Annotated in this window: 13 protein-coding genes and 8 tRNA genes; all 21 read right to left on the bottom strand. The window is 45.3% G+C overall.

Going from position 1 to position 17,486, the window contains the following annotated elements; all coding sequences use genetic code 11:
- Positions 1–79: 79 nt before the first annotated feature.
- The 21 genes from luxS to recA all read right to left on the bottom strand — a co-directional run bounded on the left by luxS (position 80) and on the right by recA (position 17,443).
- The gene (luxS, locus tag AACV12_RS17285; protein WP_010319518.1) at positions 80–598 is read right to left on the bottom strand and encodes an S-ribosylhomocysteine lyase; all 519 of its coding nucleotides are present in this window, start codon (positions 596–598) and stop codon (positions 80–82) included.
- Positions 599–662: 64 nt separating this feature from the next.
- A complete protein-coding gene (gene gshA, locus AACV12_RS17280) occupies positions 663–2,228 on the bottom strand; it encodes a glutamate--cysteine ligase (RefSeq protein ID WP_088733042.1) in 1,566 nt (521 codons plus the stop codon).
- Between the two features lie 102 nt (positions 2,229–2,330).
- On the bottom strand, positions 2,331–5,186 hold the full coding sequence (locus tag AACV12_RS17275) for a M16 family metallopeptidase (RefSeq protein ID WP_170901061.1): 2,856 nt from the start codon (positions 5,184–5,186) through the stop codon (positions 2,331–2,333).
- Between the two features lie 9 nt (positions 5,187–5,195).
- Positions 5,196–5,657 (bottom strand): YqaA family protein, encoded by a 462-nt coding sequence (locus AACV12_RS17270; RefSeq protein WP_017045773.1) that lies wholly within the window; start codon positions 5,655–5,657, stop codon positions 5,196–5,198.
- Positions 5,651–6,601 carry an NADP-dependent oxidoreductase gene (locus AACV12_RS17265; protein ID WP_017045772.1) on the bottom strand — a complete coding sequence of 317 codons (951 nt, stop codon included), beginning with the start codon at positions 6,599–6,601 and terminating at the stop codon, positions 5,651–5,653. The genes AACV12_RS17270 and AACV12_RS17265 overlap by 7 nt, the downstream gene beginning before the upstream one ends.
- Before the next feature lie 117 nt (positions 6,602–6,718).
- Positions 6,719–7,849: a sodium ion-translocating decarboxylase subunit beta gene (locus AACV12_RS17260; RefSeq protein ID WP_013857700.1), complete on the bottom strand. Its 1,131-nt coding sequence runs from the start codon at positions 7,847–7,849 to the stop codon at positions 6,719–6,721.
- 9 nt (positions 7,850–7,858) lie between these two features.
- Positions 7,859–9,637, bottom strand: a complete 1,779-nt coding sequence (gene oadA, locus AACV12_RS17255) for a sodium-extruding oxaloacetate decarboxylase subunit alpha (protein ID WP_026027803.1) — start codon at positions 9,635–9,637, stop codon at positions 7,859–7,861.
- A gap of 30 nt (positions 9,638–9,667) precedes the next feature.
- A complete protein-coding gene (locus AACV12_RS17250) occupies positions 9,668–9,922 on the bottom strand; it encodes an oxaloacetate decarboxylase subunit gamma (protein WP_029388148.1) in 255 nt (84 codons plus the stop codon).
- A gap of 372 nt (positions 9,923–10,294) precedes the next feature.
- Positions 10,295–10,371, bottom strand: a tRNA-Arg gene (locus AACV12_RS17245).
- A gap of 66 nt (positions 10,372–10,437) precedes the next feature.
- Positions 10,438–10,514: transfer RNA gene (locus AACV12_RS17240), tRNA-Arg, on the bottom strand.
- Between the two features lie 36 nt (positions 10,515–10,550).
- Positions 10,551–10,627, bottom strand: a tRNA-Arg gene (locus AACV12_RS17235).
- A 66-nt stretch (positions 10,628–10,693) separates the two neighbouring features.
- Positions 10,694–10,770, bottom strand: a tRNA-Arg gene (locus AACV12_RS17230).
- 36 nt (positions 10,771–10,806) lie between these two features.
- Positions 10,807–10,883, bottom strand: a tRNA-Arg gene (locus AACV12_RS17225).
- Positions 10,884–10,949: 66 nt separating this feature from the next.
- Positions 10,950–11,042: transfer RNA gene (locus AACV12_RS17220), tRNA-Ser, on the bottom strand.
- 31 nt (positions 11,043–11,073) lie between these two features.
- Positions 11,074–11,150: transfer RNA gene (locus tag AACV12_RS17215), tRNA-Arg, on the bottom strand.
- 41 nt (positions 11,151–11,191) lie between these two features.
- Positions 11,192–11,284: transfer RNA gene (locus AACV12_RS17210), tRNA-Ser, on the bottom strand.
- A 186-nt stretch (positions 11,285–11,470) separates the two neighbouring features.
- Entirely contained in the window at positions 11,471–11,668 is a 198-nt protein-coding gene (gene csrA / locus AACV12_RS17205; RefSeq protein WP_010320440.1) for a carbon storage regulator CsrA, read from the bottom strand.
- 92 nt (positions 11,669–11,760) lie between these two features.
- Positions 11,761–12,948, bottom strand: a complete 1,188-nt coding sequence (locus AACV12_RS17200) for an aspartate kinase (protein WP_013857703.1) — start codon at positions 12,946–12,948, stop codon at positions 11,761–11,763.
- A gap of 205 nt (positions 12,949–13,153) precedes the next feature.
- Entirely contained in the window at positions 13,154–15,736 is a 2,583-nt protein-coding gene (gene alaS / locus AACV12_RS17195; protein WP_170901059.1) for an alanine--tRNA ligase, read from the bottom strand.
- 121 nt (positions 15,737–15,857) lie between these two features.
- Positions 15,858–16,361, bottom strand: coding sequence for a recombination regulator RecX (gene recX / locus AACV12_RS17190; RefSeq protein WP_017047536.1), 504 nt, complete (start codon positions 16,359–16,361; stop codon positions 15,858–15,860).
- Positions 16,362–16,396: 35 nt separating this feature from the next.
- Positions 16,397–17,443, bottom strand: a complete 1,047-nt coding sequence (gene recA, locus AACV12_RS17185) for a recombinase RecA (RefSeq protein ID WP_010320444.1) — start codon at positions 17,441–17,443, stop codon at positions 16,397–16,399.
- Between the last annotated feature and the right edge of the window lie 43 nt (positions 17,444–17,486).

The following is a 17,486-nucleotide window of genomic DNA, read 5'->3' as shown; positions in this document are numbered from 1 at the left end:
CCAGTCACTGCATAAAAGAAAGAAAAAAGCTTGGTCACTGCCAAGCTTTTTGTTTTTAAAGGGCCAGATCTGGCGATCTTTAATCCACTTTCAGCTCTTTGAGCATCGACTCAGGTAAAGCAAGCTCATCATTTTTATTCACCGCAATACCTGCTGTGATAATCGCTTGAGCAATCTCTTTAGCTTCTGTTAACGAGTGCATTGAGGCTGTACCACATTGGTATTCGTTTAGTTCAGGGATCTGATCTTGGCTCTCTACTTTTAGCACATCATGCATCGCCGCTAACCACGCTTGCGCCACTTGCGCTTCTGTTGGCGCGCCAATCAAACTCATGTAAAAACCTGTACGGCAGCCCATAGGTGAGATGTCGATGATTTCTACATCATGACCATTTAAGTGCGCGCGCATAAAGCCAGCGTATAAATGCTCTAAAGTGTGAATCCCTTTTTCCGAAAGAATATCTTTGTTTGGAGCAGTAAAACGGAGATCAAATACGGTGATTGTATCCCCTTTAGGCGTCTGCATATTTTTTGCCACACGTACCGCAGGCGCATGCATACGAGTGTGATCTACAGTAAAACTGTCGAGTAATGGCATTGCTTTCTCCTTATTTGGCAAAGAGCGATGCTCTGCCTATCAATGTTAGATTATGATCGAGAGATCATTTTAGGTACGAAAAATAGCTTTCAAGAAATTCTTCAAAACTTTGAGTATCGTGTTGTTCTATCTGTTGCTGAGCGGCTCGAGAACGCAGCACTTCCTCTTCCATCACAGACTCAGAATAAGTTTGATAGTGATGTGCCAGGTTGGCTTGTCGGTATTCGGCTCCTAATGCACAACCTACCTTACCGAGCCCGCCAAACTGTTTAGTCTGTTCAAGTAGTTGAGCGGAAAAGGTTAATTCTGGATTATCAATCCACGAGCTTAGTTTCTCGCATACGGCTTGGTATGCGTTGCCACCACAAGCGCTATCCATTACTTGCGCTATTTTGCGTAAGTCATCGAATACATTATGCGCCCACGCTTGCAGCGTCAGTTTCTCACCGCGACAGCCAATTTGTAACTCTAAACCCGGTTTACGACCTTCTAAAATCACTTTGTTCCAGTTATCTCGCCAACATGCCAGCTCACAATTGTCCATCGGATCTGAATCTGAAAGAGCTGTCCAAGTGAGGAACAGATCGAGAAAACGCACTTGATCTTCAGTAATACCAATCGGGCTAAACGGGTTTACGTCTAACGAACGCACTTCGATGTATTCGACTCCGCCTCTCTCTAACGCTTGTGACGGCTTTTCGTCATTTTTGGCCACACGTTTAGGACGGATCGGTGCATAGAGTTCGTTTTCTATCTGCAAAACATTGCTGTTGAGCTGACGATGTTCACCATCGACATACACGCCTAGTTCTGCAAACTCTTTTGATGGAGTGCGGATCGCCTGATTCAACCCTTCTAGATATTGATCCAAGCTATTAAAACCAATTTGCAAGCCACTTTGCGCGCTATTGGTATAACCTAAATCACTGAGGCGCAACGAGGTAGCATGAGGCAAATAAAGCGTTTTACCAATATTTTCAAATGGCAGATGGCTTTCACGTCCGCGCACAAACGATGAACATAACGCAGGTGATGCGCCAAAGAAATAGGGAATAAGCCAGCCAAAACGGTAGTAATTACGAATCACACCAAAATAGGCTTCCGATTTTGTCTCAGTACGCTGGGATTTAGTTTGCTCGCCATGCAAGGCATCCCAAAATGATTCTGGAAATGAAAAATTGAAATGCACGCCAGAAATGATCTGCATTAAGCTGCCGTAACGACGCTTTAAGCCTTCTCGATAAAGGGTTTTCATTTTACCCGTATTCGATGAACCATATTGCGCCAGTTCGATATCATCTTCGCTGCCAACATAACAAGGCATAGAAAGCGGCCACATCTTTTCGTCACCCAATTTGGTTTGAGCAAAATGGTGAATATCCGCCAGTTGTGAGAGTAAAGTCGGCACGTCATGAGAGACTGGTGTAATAAATTCAAGCAATGACTCCGCAAAATCAGTGGTGATCCAACGGTTGGTTAATGCGCTGCCGAGTGCTTCTGGATGAGGAGTCAGAGCTAACGAGCCTTCTGGGGTATAGCGTAACGTTTCACGCTCAACGCCTCGGCCAAACTGCTTAAACACTTCTGATTTTTTAGTGACTTGTTCAAGTCGTGCGGCAAAATTAGTCAAAATAATGATTCGCTTATAGGTGAATGATCCGAATGAAAGCGGCTCTAACTCAGCAAGAGAGTAGAATGGAGGCAAACAATCTGCCCCCTATAAATGTGTACTCTAGCGGATGATTTCAAGCTCTTCTACGGGAATATCTAATTTTTCAAGTTGTGGCTTCAACGTTTTCGCATCACCCACCACGATAATTTGATACTCTTGTGGTGCAAACCATTTAGCGGCGAGTTTATTGAGCGTTGATTTTTTTACGTTTTCTACCAGTTCATTTCGTTGCTGTAGGTAATCTTCATCCAAACTATAGGTCAAAATATTACTAAGCAACTGCGCTTTTTGTGATGGTGTTTCATACGTCAGTGCATCTTGTTGGCCGACAGCAAGGCGCATAAATTTTAGCTCTTGGTCGGTTAAGCCACTTTGACTGAATGTTGCCATCTCTTTTTCTATTTCAACGATTGAAGCTACAGTGGCATCAGCACGCACTTGAGCATTGAAAACGATAGCGCCCACTTCTCGATTGCTCGCGAAATAACTCCCTGCGCCATAGGTGTAGCCTTTATCTTCACGCAAATTCTGATTAATGCGGCTGTTAAAGTTGCCCGCTAAATTAAAGTTAGCCAGTTGGCTGAGAAAAAGCTCGCCAGTGGCATCGAAAGGCAACCCTTTTCGCACAAAACGGACGATGCTCTGCGGCGCATCAGGCTTATCAACCAGATATATCTTCCGCTCTGTCAGTGAGTTCACCACTTGGGGACGTAACAAAGGAGAAGCTTCACCGCGCCACTGCCCTAAAAAGGTTAACTGTTTAGCGACCTCTTTTTTGGAAATGTCGCCAACGACAACGATTTGCGTACCATGTGGCGTGTAATGTTTCGCATAAAAGCGTTTTACATCTTCTAATGTTAAATCGTTTAGTGATTGCTCAGTGCCTTCACTTGAACGCGCAAAAATAGAGTTGCCAAACAGTACTTGACGAGTAGCTTGTGAAGCAAGCCATCCCGGTGTTTGATGCTGATAAACCAACCCTTCCAGCATCTGCTGCTTCAGCCGTGTAAAATCACTCTCTTTGAAAGCAGGATGAAATAAAACTTCTTCAACCACATCCAATGTTGCTGCAACATTCTTCTTCAAACTAGAGACCATAATACTGGTCGAATACTCATTGGCAGTAACACTGATAGTCGAACCTAACGTGTCAAGTTGAGCTTGAATGGCTTCCACTGAGCGTCGAGTTGAACCTTCTTCAAGTAACGCTGCGGTTAAATTAGCTAACCCTTCTTTGCCACGCGCGGCATGTCGCTCTCCTGCTGGTAAATTGATATTAATTAGCACGGTCGGCGTTTCGCTGGTTTGTGTGGCTAATAACTCAATACCGTTATCAAAATAGAGTTCATACAGTGTCGGCATTTGTGCTTTCACACCTTTTGCCACAGAAGGCATGATTGAGCGATCAAATTGATCTTCAACCTGGCGGTAAGCCAATTGATCTTCGGTTATCGTTTGATGCTCGGGCAGCACTCTTTTAGGTGGTACGAAATTAGCTTTTTGAACGGCAAGATCGGCTTTATGTTTAGGCACAACACTTAAGGTAACCTTATGTTGATGAGCAATGAAGCGCTGATAAGCCTGTTGAATTGACTCTGGGGTGACCGCATGAATCTGAGCTAATTGTTGCTCTAGGCGATCAGGCTGCCCATAAAACGTTTCGTTGGACGCAAGCTGCGTCACTTTTCCAGATACGCTTTGCAGCGCAAAAACCGCATTCGCTTCCGCCATACCGGTAATTTGATCAAGTCGACTCTGGTCTACCCCTTGTTGTTCAAACTGACTGAGTGTTTGCATTAACTCTCGATACAAGGGAGCAAGCTGAGCCTTTTCACCCGAAGGGGCCATGGCATAAACATAGAAGGTACAAGCCAATTCGGCGCAATCTTGGAATGCACCCGCATTGACGGCTTTTTGAGTTTTGACTAACGCTTGGTAGAGATAACTATTGGTACCGCTGCCTAGCACTTTGGCAAGCGCATCTAGCGATGCTTGACTTTGAGCACCGCGATATTCTGTCGGCCAGCCCACCACAACCATGGGTTGCTGAATGCGATCTTCCAAGGTAATGAAACGATCTTGCGCCAACTGGGCCGGCTGTTTAGGTGCGTTATCAACAGCTGGGCCTGCCGGTATGGTGCCAAAATATTGATTAACCCATTCAAGTGTTTGCTGAACATCAATATCGCCACCAATGGTCAGCACCGCATTATTCGGCCCATACCAACGTAAGAAAAACGCTTTAAGATCGTTGACGTCCACTCGGTCAAGATCTTCTACATAACCAATGGTTTGCCATGAATAAGGGTGTCCTTCGGCATACATCGCCTCCGCCATTTTTTCCCACATCAAGCCATAGGGGCGGTTGTCGTAGTTTTGTGCGCGTTCGTTTTTTACTGTGTCACGTTGGATCTCAAATTTACGTTGAGAAACCGCGTTGAGTAAAAATCCCATCCGATCAGATTCGAGCCACAACACTTTTTCTAGCTGATTTGAAGGCACGGTTTGGTAATAATTAGTACGGTCACGGTTGGTACTCCCATTCATGGTTCCTCCCGCTTCGGTGATCAAACGAAAATGTTCTTGATCGCCAACGTGCTCCGTTCCTTGAAACATCATGTGTTCAAAGAAATGAGCAAACCCTGATTTTCCAACCTCTTCACGTGCCGAACCCACATGATAAGTGACATCGACATGCACTAAAGGATCTGAGTGATCCGGTGAGAGCACGACAGTAAGACCATTATCGAGCTGATATTTTGCATAAGGGATCATCACTTTTTCTGGTTGAGCATCCACTTGCTCAATCAGCGTAACTCCTTTCGGTAATGATGAAAAAAAAGCGATAGGTGCGACCGTTGATGAACAGCCATAAATGGCAATAAGAGAAAGGGCACCTAGCCAAATTTTTCTCATAACAGCTCCTTAGAAAAAACCATAGAATACAGCGGCAAGCATGATGTAACGCAGTGCTTTGCCGATCAAAATAATGACAAAAGTAGGTAAAAATTTCATGCGTAGCCAACCTGCGGCCAAACAAAGCACATCACCCACCACAGGTAGCCAACTAAATAAGAGAGCCCAATAACCATATTTATTGAGCCAAGCTAACGCTTTATGACCGTGCTTTTCGCGTTCAGTTCGATTAGGCAACCAGATACCGAGCCAATAGTTGGTCAGACCGCCGAGGGTATTGCCAGCGCTTGCAACGGCGATAACCCAAAATACGGGAAATTGATTCAGGCTTAATGTGGCGAATAAACTCGCTTCTGAGCTTCCCGGTAATAAGGTAGCACTGAGAAAACCACTAAAAAAAAGCACCCACAGAGCAGAGCCAGCAAACCAATACGAGAGCGGTTCCAAATAGGTGCTAAAAATGTCTAACATTTCATATCAAGAAGAACTTTGCCTCGAGTATGGCCTGTTTCAATCTGTTGATGAGCCGCAGCCACTTCCGCCATCGGATAAACAGCTTGAATTTCCGTTTTCAATAAGCCAACGCTGACCATATAAAGCATGGTATCAAGCTGTTCAGGATTAGGATCAACTAACATGCCTGTGGCTTCAAAACCAAGTAATTTTGCTTTTTCACAAATAAGCTCAGCACTTAGAGTCGGAACAGTAACGACACGCGCATGATCTTTCAAGCATTTCAAAGCGTCGAGAGCCGCATCACCCCCGACTAAATCAATCAGCACATCCACTTCTTCTAAACGCTGTGAAGCAGGAGCAAAATTGTAATTAATCGCATGAGCACCAAGAGTCGCTAAATAATCCAAATTTTGTTCGCTGCACGTGGTATACACTTCAGCTTTTGCTGCTAAAGCAATTTGTACCGCTAGGTGCCCGACACCACCGGCGCCCGCGAGGATCAATACGCGATCCCCCTCTTTCACTTGCGCTTTATTTAGGGCTTGCGCCGCCGTTTGCCCTGCCAGTGGCAGCACCGCTGCTGCTTCTAAGGTCACAGCATCAGGAACAAGGCTGAGTTCACTTTCTGCCACACACAAATATTGGCTGTAACCGCCACCACGCAACGGAAACCCAACAAAGCCCGCCACATTATCTCCAATTTGAAAGCGGCGATTATCTTCCCCCACCTCAACAACTTGTCCAGAAATATCGTAACCTGGCACCCATGGCAGCTTATCTTTGTTTTGCGCTGCAGCCCACCCCAGACCCGCCCGAGTTTTTACATCAATAGGGTTTACACCAGCAAAAGCCACTTTCACTAACACTTCGCCAGCTTTAGGTTGAGGAACGTCACTGGTTTGAATAACGAGCACCTCTGGTCCACCAAACTCAGTAATTGCGATCTGTTTATTATCCATGTCAAACTTCCCTATTGATAAAAAGAAAGGGATGCCTCAGCATCCCTTTGAATATATACCATTTTATTGCTTCTAGTTAATCTTTAGCTCGCAAAATAACCATCGGCTCGTCTAGGCTTAGCCAACAAGAGCAAGCAAAACGCCTGCTGCAACAGCAGAGCCCAGTACACCTGCTACATTTGGCCCCATGGCGTGCATCAGTAAGAAGTTCTGTGGATTAGCTTCAAGCCCCACTTTGTTCACTACTCGCGCCGCCATCGGTACCGCAGACACACCAGCAGCACCAATAAGAGGGTTAATATCCTCTTTCGAGAATTTATTAAGCACTTTCGCCATCAACACACCACCAGCCGTACCAATACTGAAAGCAATAGCACCGAGCGCCAAAATACCTAATGTTTCCAAGTTCAAAAACTTATCAGCCTGCAGTTTAGAACCAACGCCTAAGCCTAAGAAGATAGTAACGATGTTGATCAGTTCATTTTGCGCTGTCTTGGATAAACGCTCAACCACACCCGATTCACGCATTAAATTACCTAGACAGAACATACCCACTAATGGCGTTGCTGACGGTAAAAATAGAATCGTCATCAATAGCACCGCCAAAGGAAACAGTATTTTTTCTGTCTTCCCAACGTGGCGTAGCTGAGCCATTTTGATTTTTCGCTCTTCAGGTGTTGTAAGTGCCTTCATAATCGGTGGCTGAATGATAGGAACTAATGCCATATAGCTATAAGCCGCCACAGCGATTGCACCTAATAAATCCGGCGATAATTTACTGGCAAGGAAAATAGCGGTTGGGCCATCGGCTCCACCAATGATGGCGATGGACGCAGCATCGGCCATGGTAAATTCCATACCCGGTACATAGTTGAGTAATATCGCACCAAACAGGGTGGCGAAAATACCAAACTGAGCGGCCGCACCTAACCATAACGTTTTAGGGTTTGCAATCAACGCCCCGAAATCGGTCATCGCGCCCACGCCCATAAAAATCAGCAGTGGAAAAACGCCCGTCTCAATACCAACATGATAAACGTAATAAAGCAGACCGCCGGGTTCGGTAAAACCCGCATTCGGAATATTCGCTAAAATCGCACCAAAGCCGATCGGCAATAACAGCAGTGGCTCAAAGCCTTTGCGAATAGCCAAAAACAGCAGTAAACAACCGACCAAAATCATGCAGATTTGGCCTAACTGAAAATTAGCGATCCCTGTTTCAGACCATAAGGTCAGTAATCCGTCCATGGTTCTCCCTTACGCTAAGCTCAGCAATGGTGCACCAACAGTCACAGCATCACCCTCTTTGACATGAAGATCTTGAACAATACCGCCACGTGCCGCACGGATCTCGGTTTCCATCTTCATCGCTTCCAGAATCACTAACACATCCCCTTCTAACACCTCAGAACCAGCTTGAACATTCACTTTAAAAATGTTGCCAGCGAGTGGTGAAGGAACGGCTTCTGCATTGTTACTTGCTGGCACGCTTGGTGACTGTGCTGCTTGAGACTGGCTGGCAGAAATCGAGCTAAGCTGGCCTTCTGGCCCCACTTCAACCGTGTAAATTTGCCCATCCACTTTAACACTGTAGGTTTCAATACCACCTTTTATCACAACGGTAGCAGGTGTAGGTTTGGCTGACTCCAAGGTTGGCGCAGGCTCAAATGCGTCCGGATTGTGACGATTTTTCAAGAACTTCAAACCGACTTGTGGGAACAATGCATAAGTCAGAACATCATCCACCGTATCTGTAGCTAATGAAATTCCCTCTGCTTTTGCCTTTTCAAGCAATTCAGTGGTCAACACGGCCATTTCTGCATCCAACAAATCGGCTGGACGGCAAGTGATCGGCGTAAGATTACCCAACACCTTGGCTTGCAACTCAGTATTCACTGGCGCAGGCGTGGCACCGTATTCACCTTTTAATACCCCTGCAGTTTCTTTCGTGATGCTCTTATAGCGCTCACCAGTAAGGACGTTGATCACCGCTTGTGTTCCCACGATTTGAGATGTTGGAGTCACAAGGGGAATGAAACCTAAATCTTTTCGCACACGAGGGATCTCTTCAAGAACCTCATCAAGGCGATCGGCCGCTCCTTGTTCTTTTAGTTGACCTTCCATATTAGTCAACATACCACCAGGAACCTGCGCAATAAGAATACGAGAATCGACACCTTTTAACTGTCCTTCCCATTTTGCGTATTTCTTACGCACTTCACGAAAATAAGTGGCAATCGGTTCAAGCTGTGTCAGGCTCAGGCCCGTATCACGCTCGGTTCCTTCAAGCATAGCGACCACTGTTTCGGTTGGTGTGTGCCCGTAAGTTTGGCTCATTGACGAGATAGCGGTATCCAAAATATCGATACCAGCCTCTACCGCTTTAACGGCTGTTGCCGCTGAAAGACCAGTCGTTGCATGGCTGTGCAGCGCTAAAGGTACGGCACAAGAGGATTTAATACGGGTGATCAGATCTTCAGCTTCATACGGCTTGAGCAACCCAGACATATCTTTAATACACAAAGAGTGGCAGCCGAGATCTTCCAACCGCTTGGCAAGATCAACCCAAGTATCTGAATTATGAACAGGGCTAGTAGTGTAAGACAGTGTACCCTGCGCGTGTGCGCCAACATCAATTGTCGCTTTAACCGCTTTTTCAAAATTGCGAACATCATTCATCGCATCAAAAATACGGAAAACATCCATACCATTCGCGTGAGCTCGTTCGACAAACTTTTCAACAACATCGTCAGCATAGTGGCGATAGCCTAGTAAATTCTGGCCGCGTAGCAACATTTGCATTGGGGTATTGGGCATCGCTTGCTTAAGCGAACGTAAACGCTCCCATGGATCTTCACCGAGAAAACGGATACAAGCATCAAACGTTGCTCCTCCCCAAGTTTCCAGTGACCAATAACCGATCTTATCGAGCTCTGCTGCAATAGGCAGCATGTCTTCGATACGCATGCGCGTGGCAAATAGTGACTGATGGGCATCACGAAGGACCACATCCGTAATAGCTAGTGGTTTAGACATGCTCATAAACTCCTTTTCATCCTTTCTATGCTATTTAGCTAATGCGCGGTGCTGATGCACTGCTGCAGAAATTGCCGCCACAATTTGCGGGCTCACAGCTGAAGGGTTTGGTTGAACTTTTCGATGTTGAATCGGCGCTGCGATCGGTTGTGGTACTTCTTCCGGTACCAAGGTTGACATTAACCGAACGAGATAAACGAGAATAGTTAGAAAAATAAAGACTACAGCCATCCCCGTAATCATAAGGGTGGCGGCGTCAACTAATAGGCTTCCAATAGTAGTCATGTTGCTTCCTTTCTGTGTCATCCTGACAACAATTGCTACGCATTTTTACAAATGCGATCTTGGCAAGTGGACTAGGATTATCTCGATTGGTTAATAATTGTCAATTTTGTTTAAGGGACTCTTGTAGATAACACACAAAATCGGCGAACAATTACTCACACAAATCACAAAACTCTGAATTTTCTCTATTAAGAAGGGCATTTAACTAGCCAATACGGCTACGTTAATCAAAAAATGATGCAGATACTGAGAGGGAGTTAAAACATTGCAGATTAACAAGATAAAACAAATAGTTGCCATTTTCAATTTAACAAAATAGCAACAAAAAACCAACATAAAAAAGCCCCGCACAATGCGAGGCTTCTTAATAAATGGCGCGCTCAGGAGGATTCGAACCTCCGACCGCCTGGTTCGTAGCCAGGTACTCTATCCAGCTGAGCTATGAGCGCGCAAGGTTTTGATATTAATCAGCGATAATCGTTAACAATATCAGGATCAATGACCCTTTGAATAAGTGGCGCGTCCTGGAGGATTCGAACCTCCGACCGCCTGGTTCGTAGCCAGGTACTCTATCCAGCTGAGCTAAGGACGCGCAGAGTTAATGACAGTATCACTAACTTTAAATAAGTGGCGCGCTCAGGAGGATTCGAACCTCCGACCGCCTGGTTCGTAGCCAGGTACTCTATCCAGCTGAGCTATGAGCGCGCAAAGTTTTGATATTAATCAGCGATGATCGTTAACAATATCAGGGTCAATGACCCTTTGAATAAGTGGCGCGTCCTGGAGGATTCGAACCTCCGACCGCCTGGTTCGTAGCCAGGTACTCTATCCAGCTGAGCTAAGGACGCGCAGAGTTAATGACAGTATCACTAACTTTAAATAAGTGGCGCGCTCAGGAGGATTCGAACCTCCGACCGCCTGGTTCGTAGCCAGGTACTCTATCCAGCTGAGCTATGAGCGCGCAAGATGTGAATTACATCACAAAAATTTTATTTCTGAACAAAAAAATTGACTCATGGTCAATAAATGGCGGTGAGGGAGGGATTCGAACCCTCGATACGGCTATAAACCGTATACTCCCTTAGCAGGGGAGCGCCTTCGGCCTCTCGGCCACCTCACCGCATTTTCACATTCAATCTTACGAAAGAATATGGCGCGTCCTGGAGGATTCGAACCTCCGACCGCCTGGTTCGTAGCCAGGTACTCTATCCAGCTGAGCTAAGGACGCACATTGTTCTTTATTTGGATGCTAAACCAAATAAGCAAGAATGGCGGTGAGGGAGGGATTCGAACCCTCGATACGGCTATAAACCGTATACTCCCTTAGCAGGGGAGCGCCTTCGGCCTCTCGGCCACCTCACCGTCTTGCGGAGGCACATATTACTTTTTACCAAAAATATGTCAAACACTTTCTTGGTAAAAGCGACAAAAATCAAATCAACCGTTGGCTATTTAATCAAAGCGCTGTGAAATTAAACTTTTCTGTCATATCAGTGACTTCAAAGCATAAAAAAGGCCAGCAAAATTCGCTAGCCTTCCTTGTGATAATTAGTAGTTGCTAGGTGCAACACTACCATTACCTTTTTCAGCTTGAATGCGCATGTAGATTTCTTCACGGTGGACAGAAACCTCTTTCGGTGCATTCACACCGATACGCACTTGGTTACCTTTTACACCAAGAACTGTTACTGTCACTTCATCACCGATCATTAGTGTTTCGCCAACGCGGCGAGTCAAAATTAGCATTCTTTGCTCCTTGAGTAATCTCTGTATTATATTGCAACTGCGCTATTATCCACTAAAAGTTATATTTTCGTAAACTATCTATTAGTGCGCTCTCACCCTAAAGAGACATGTTTTAGGTGAAAAGCTAATAGCTCATCTGACGTTATATAGGCCTCATGTAAAATATTGGCTGCCTTATCAACATGTTGTGGCTGCATAACTAGCATTAACGATTGTTTATCAACCGAAAGGGAACTCACTTCGATCCCTTGTTCTGCAAGTAATTCACATGAGCGTTCAACTAATTCCTGAGCTAGTAAACCTACCGTGGTCAATAAACTAACGGGTTCACTATTACGGATTTTGTCATTGAAAACCAGAGCTAATTTAGCACAAGCGTCTCGTTTTATAATGACACCTGTCCATTCTGCCTCTTCGATCACACTCCACACTTCCACACCGAGCATTTGGCACTGCTTGGCTAAACTCGGGAAATGATCATGTTGCACAGTAATAAGCGCCATATCGCGTTGAATCGCAATGCCACATACTGCTTTATGACACTGCTCACCTTTGATTAGACTGCCTGCGTTTACATCAAAAGTAGACAATACGCGTAAAGGAACTTCATTTTCCCACGCATATTGCACACAAGGTAAATGCAGAACTTTAGCGCCTTTACGTGCCATTTCTTCCATTGACGGGAAATCAACGATCTCTAATTTTTGAGCCGTTGCAACCACACGTGGATCACATGTGTAAACACCATCCACATCAGTGAATATTTGACACTCATCGGCTTTAAGAGCTCCCGCTAGCGTCACAGCGCTAGTATCAGAACCTCCACGTCCTAAAGTGGTGATATCCCCATTCTCATTCACACCCTGAAAACCCGCTACCACCACAATATGATCTTGTGCCAGCAACTCGGTAATCGTTCGAGTATCAATCATTTTAATCGTCGCGTCATTGTGTTGATTATCGGTCACAATGTTCGCTTGAGCTCCGGTTAGTGAGCGAGCTGAATAGCCTAATTTATTGAGTGTCATCGCTAATAGCGCCATAGACACTTGCTCACCAGCAGAGAGCAAAACATCAAGTTCCCTTGCAGTTGGTACACTATCGATTTGTTGTGCTAAGCCCAACAGTCGATTGGTTTCTCCTGACATTGCAGAAACAACTACAACCACTTGATTACCATCATTCTTCGCCTTAATGATGTGTTCAGCGACGGTATGGATTCGTTCTATTGAACCCACCGAGGTTCCGCCAAACTTTTGCACGATAAGGGGCTTTTTCACCTATCTTCACCTTCCCAAGACCAAAGTCTCATTAGGACCAAATCGAAAGCAGAGCACTATGTTGAGTATCGATTCAGTAGTTACAAAAACAAAACCAAGCAGATAACTGGCTCGTATCCTATTGCGCCAATTAGACCACTTGGTTTGGTAAATAAAATTACGCCCAATCAAAAAACAGTGATTGAGCGTGACTTATTACAGCGGTTTATAGATGCTCAGCAATCCAAGCATCTACGGAAGCTAAAGCGCTAGGCAAGGCATTAACATCCGTACCTCCCGCTTGAGCCATATCCGGACGGCCGCCACCTTTACCACCCACTTGCAAGGCAACCATATTGACCAGCTCCCCTGCTTTAACTTTAGCGGTAAGATCTTTGGTCACACCCGCAATCAAACCCACTTTATCATCAGCCACATTACCCAGCATGATAATGCCACTGCCTAACTGATTTTTTAGCTCATCAACCATACCACGCAGCGCTTTGTTATCGGCGCCATTAAGTTGAGCAACTAGTACTTTCACACCCGCAATTTCTTTTACATTGCTGATCAGATTGGCACTTTCTTTCGCTGCAAGTTTATCTTTTAACTGCTGCAACTCTTTTTCCAAAGATTTCGCTTTAGCCGCCATTTCAGCCACTTTGACTTCATATTGAGTCTGCTGTTGATCCAATAGATCCAGCGCGCCTTCACCCGTCACCGCTTCAATACGACGAATGCCAGCGGCAATACCGCCTTCAGAAACTATTTTGAATAGGCCGATGTCACCGGTGTTACTTGCGTGAATACCACCACACAGTTCGGTTGAGAAATCACCCATCGACAATACACGAACTTCATCGTCGTATTTTTCACCAAACAATGCCATAGCACCTTTGGCTTTTGCCGCTTCGATGTCCATAATATTGGTTTCAATCGTGTGGTTACGGCGAATTTGCGCGTTCACTAGACGTTCCACTTCTTTTAGCTCTGCGGGCGTCATTGCTTCTAAATGAGAGAAGTCAAAACGCAAGCTTTCCGCTTTTACCAATGAGCCTTTTTGCGCCACGTGCGAACCTAATACTTGGCGAAGTGCAGCATGCAACAAATGTGTGGCGGAGTGGTTCAGTGAAATTGCAGCGCGGCGCTTAGCATCAACAATGGCTTTCGCTTCATCGCCTTTGGCGAGTACGCCCTCGATAAGTTCACCGTGATGAGCAATGGCGTTGCCGAGTTTTTGTGTATCTTCAACTTTAAACAAGCCCGTGGCCGTTTGAATAACACCTGCATCACCACATTGACCACCGGATTCAGCGTAGAAAGGTGTTTCACCCAAGATCAAAATCGCTTTATCACCCGCAGATAGAGTGTCAACTTCATTGCCGTCAACAAACATAGCGGCAATGCGGCTCTCGCCTTGTGTCGCGCTGTAGCCACAGAAAGCGGTATTGGTATCAACTTTAATGATTGCATTGTAGTCAGTGCCAAATTGGCCCGCTTCACGCGCTCGTTGACGCTGCTCTTCCATCGCTTTTTCGAAACCTTGTTCGTCAATGGTCAGCTCACGTTCACGTGCAACATCATTAGTTAAATCAGCCGGAAAACCGTAGGTATCGTAAAGTTTAAAGACAGTTTCACCATCCAGTACGCTACCCTCTAAATTATCGAGTGCATCATTGAGGATCGCCATACCGCGTTCAAGAGTGCGACCGAAATTCTCTTCTTCAATGCGCAGCACTTTTTCTACAAGCGCTTGCTGCTTTTTCAGTTCTTCACCAGCCGTTCCCATCACTTGTGCTAATGGGCCAACCAGTTTGTGGAAGAAGGCACCTTGTGCGCCCAATTTATTACCATGACGCACCGCTCGACGAATAATCCGACGCAGTACATAGCCACGACCTTCATTCGATGGCATCACACCATCCACAATCAAGAAAGCACAAGAACGGATGTGATCAGCAACAACGCGTAGCGATTGATTGGAAAGATCGTCATAACCCGTCACATCAGCGGCGGCTTTAATCAAGGCTTGAAACACATCAATTTCATAGTTTGAGTGAACACCCTGCATGATCGCAGAAATACGTTCAATACCCATACCGGTATCAACGGAAGGTTTTGGAAGTGGCTCCATCGTGCCATCGGCATGACGGTTAAACTGCATGAAGACGTTGTTCCAAATTTCAATGAAACGATCGCCATCTTCCTCTGCAGAACCAGGAGGACCACCCCAGATATGATCGCCATGATCGTAGAAAATTTCAGTACAAGGACCACACGGACCCGTATCACCCATTTGCCAGAAGTTGTCTGACTCATAAGCTTTACCACCCGGTTTATCGCCAATGCGAATAATGCGCTCAGCCGGAATGCCTACTTTTTTATTCCAGATATCAAATGCTTCATCATCGGTTTCATACACGGTAACCAGTAGACGATCAGCGGGTAACTTGAGTGTTACAGTAAGAAACTCCCACGCGTATGCAATAGCGTCTTCTTTGAAATAATCACCAAAGCTGAAGTTACCCAACATTTCAAAAAAGGTATGGTGACGAGCGGTAAAACCAACGTTTTCCAGATCGTTATGCTTACCACCAGCTCGCACACAACGTTGCGCCGTTGTTGCACGTGTATAAGCACGCTTTTCTAAACCAAGAAAACAATCTTTAAATTGGTTCATTCCTGCATTTGTGAACAACAGGGTTGGGTCATTAGCGGGGACTAATGATGAACTATCAACAATTTGGTGTCCTTTACTTTCAAAGAACGAGAGGAACGCGCGGCGAACCTCATCAGTGCTCATAAACATGCAGCTCTTCCTGAAATACTCAAGTTAGAATTTTGCGTTATTGTAAAGCATGGACAAGAGTTCGACTAGTTTTCTTATAGAAAAGGCATGGCAGGAAATAAATTGCGGATCAGACGAAGAGTTAAGCTTCCGATGATGATAAAGCGTAGCTAATTTGCTCGAAGCTAAAACCTCGATACTGCAAAAAACGCACTTGTTTGGCATGTTCTTTTGAACCTTTTTCCGCAGGTTCTCTGAATTTTTTTTCAGCCACCGCTTTTGCCAATTCAAACCAATCTTGAGGCTCTTGATGTAAAGCGGTTTCAATATCATCGCTACTGACTCTTTTTTGGCTCAGCTCTTGTCGAATGCGCCGCTCACCATGACCTTTAGTGACATGTTGTCTTATTTGACTTGCGGCATAGCGCAGTTCATCCAAATAATGGTTCTCAAGGCAGTAACTCATTGTTTGAACGATAATTTCCGCATCATACCCTTTACTCATGAGCTTTTGCTGTAGCTCATGCTCGCTGTGATCTCGTCGGCTCAGTAATTGCAATGCGCATTCTTTGCACGATAACGTCGATTTGAATTTAGAGGAATACATACTGTCCCTATTGGTCATGGATAAAACAAAGCCCTGCATTGCAGGGCTTTGTTGAAATATAAACGTGGAGAAGATTACAACTCTTCTTCTTGAGGCATTTCGCTCAAAATAGGTTCTTCAACAATTAACTCGGCTGGATTGAGCAGCATTTCACGTAACTTAGTATCAAGAGCCATGGCTGCGGCTGGATTCTCTCTCAAGAATTTACAGGCGTTTGCTTTACCTTGACCAATTTTATCACCGTTATAGCTATACCAAGCGCCCGCTTTCTCAACCAATTTATGTTTCACACCGAGATCAACCAATTCACCTTCACGGTTAAAACCTTGTCCGTAAAGAATTTGAGTATCCGCTTGTTTAAAGGGAGCCGCGATTTTGTTCTTAACCACTTTAATACGCGTTTCGTTACCCACGACTTCGTCACCCTCTTTAATAGAGCCTGTACGACGAATATCTAAACGAACTGAAGCGTAGAATTTAAGGGCATTACCACCTGTTGTGGTTTCAGGGTTACCAAACATCACACCAATTTTCATGCGGATCTGGTTAATGAAGATGCACATGCAGTTGGACTGTTTTAGGTTACCCGTTAACTTACGCATCGCTTGAGAAAGCATACGTGCTTGGAGGCCCATGTGGCTATCGCCCATTTCACCTTCAATTTCAGCTTTTGGTGTCAGTGCAGCCACAGAGTCAATGACGATAACATCAATGGCACCAGAACGGGCCAAGGCATCACAAATTTCAAGCGCTTGTTCGCCCGTATCAGGTTGTGAAACCAACAGCTCATCGATGTTTACACCCAGTTTTTTAGCATAAATTGGGTCAAGGGCATGTTCTGCATCGATAAAAGCACAGGTTTTACCCACTCGTTGTGCTGCTGCGATCAATTCCAGCGTTAACGTTGTTTTTCCTGATGATTCAGGGCCGTAGACTTCAACGATACGTCCCATTGGTAAACCGCCAGCACCCAATGCAATATCCAAAGAAAGTGAACCGGTAGAAATGGTTTCAACATCCATTGTACGGTTGTCACCAAGGCGCATGATCGAACCTTTACCAAATTGCTTTTCAATTTGACCCAGTGCTGCGGCTAGCGCCTTCTGCTTATTTTCGTCCATTACTTTCTCCAAACTGTCGCTGTGGGTAGCGGCTCGTTAAATT

Source organism: Vibrio sp. 2-2(8) (genome assembly GCF_963888495.1).
GTDB classification, from domain to species: Bacteria; Pseudomonadota; Gammaproteobacteria; order Enterobacterales; family Vibrionaceae; genus Vibrio; species Vibrio anguillarum.
The sequence above is the reverse complement of the archived record's forward strand: the minus strand, read 5'-3'. Positions and strand labels throughout refer to the sequence as shown.

What these genes read in the sequence shown, in the direction of transcription:
- luxS (WP_010319518.1), bottom strand. Translation starts at nt 598, where the DNA reads ATGCCATTACTCGACAGTTTTACTGTAGATCACACTCGTATGCATGCG.
- AACV12_RS17275 (WP_170901061.1), bottom strand. Translation starts at nt 5,186, where the DNA reads ATGAGAAAAATTTGGCTAGGTGCCCTTTCTCTTATTGCCATTTATGGC.
- AACV12_RS17270 (WP_017045773.1), bottom strand. Translation starts at nt 5,657, where the DNA reads ATGTTAGACATTTTTAGCACCTATTTGGAACCGCTCTCGTATTGGTTT.
- AACV12_RS17265 (WP_017045772.1), bottom strand. Translation starts at nt 6,601, where the DNA reads ATGGATAATAAACAGATCGCAATTACTGAGTTTGGTGGACCAGAGGTG.
- AACV12_RS17260 (WP_013857700.1), bottom strand. Translation starts at nt 7,849, where the DNA reads ATGGACGGATTACTGACCTTATGGTCTGAAACAGGGATCGCTAATTTT.
- oadA (WP_026027803.1), bottom strand. Translation starts at nt 9,637, where the DNA reads ATGTCTAAACCACTAGCTATTACGGATGTGGTCCTTCGTGATGCCCAT.
- AACV12_RS17250 (WP_029388148.1), bottom strand. Translation starts at nt 9,922, where the DNA reads ATGACTACTATTGGAAGCCTATTAGTTGACGCCGCCACCCTTATGATT.
- csrA (WP_010320440.1), bottom strand. Translation starts at nt 11,668, where the DNA reads ATGCTAATTTTGACTCGCCGCGTTGGCGAAACACTAATGATCGGTGAT.
- alaS (WP_170901059.1), bottom strand. Translation starts at nt 15,736, where the DNA reads ATGTTTATGAGCACTGATGAGGTTCGCCGCGCGTTCCTCTCGTTCTTT.
- recX (WP_017047536.1), bottom strand. Translation starts at nt 16,361, where the DNA reads ATGCAGGGCTTTGTTTTATCCATGACCAATAGGGACAGTATGTATTCC.
- recA (WP_010320444.1), bottom strand. Translation starts at nt 17,443, where the DNA reads ATGGACGAAAATAAGCAGAAGGCGCTAGCCGCAGCACTGGGTCAAATT.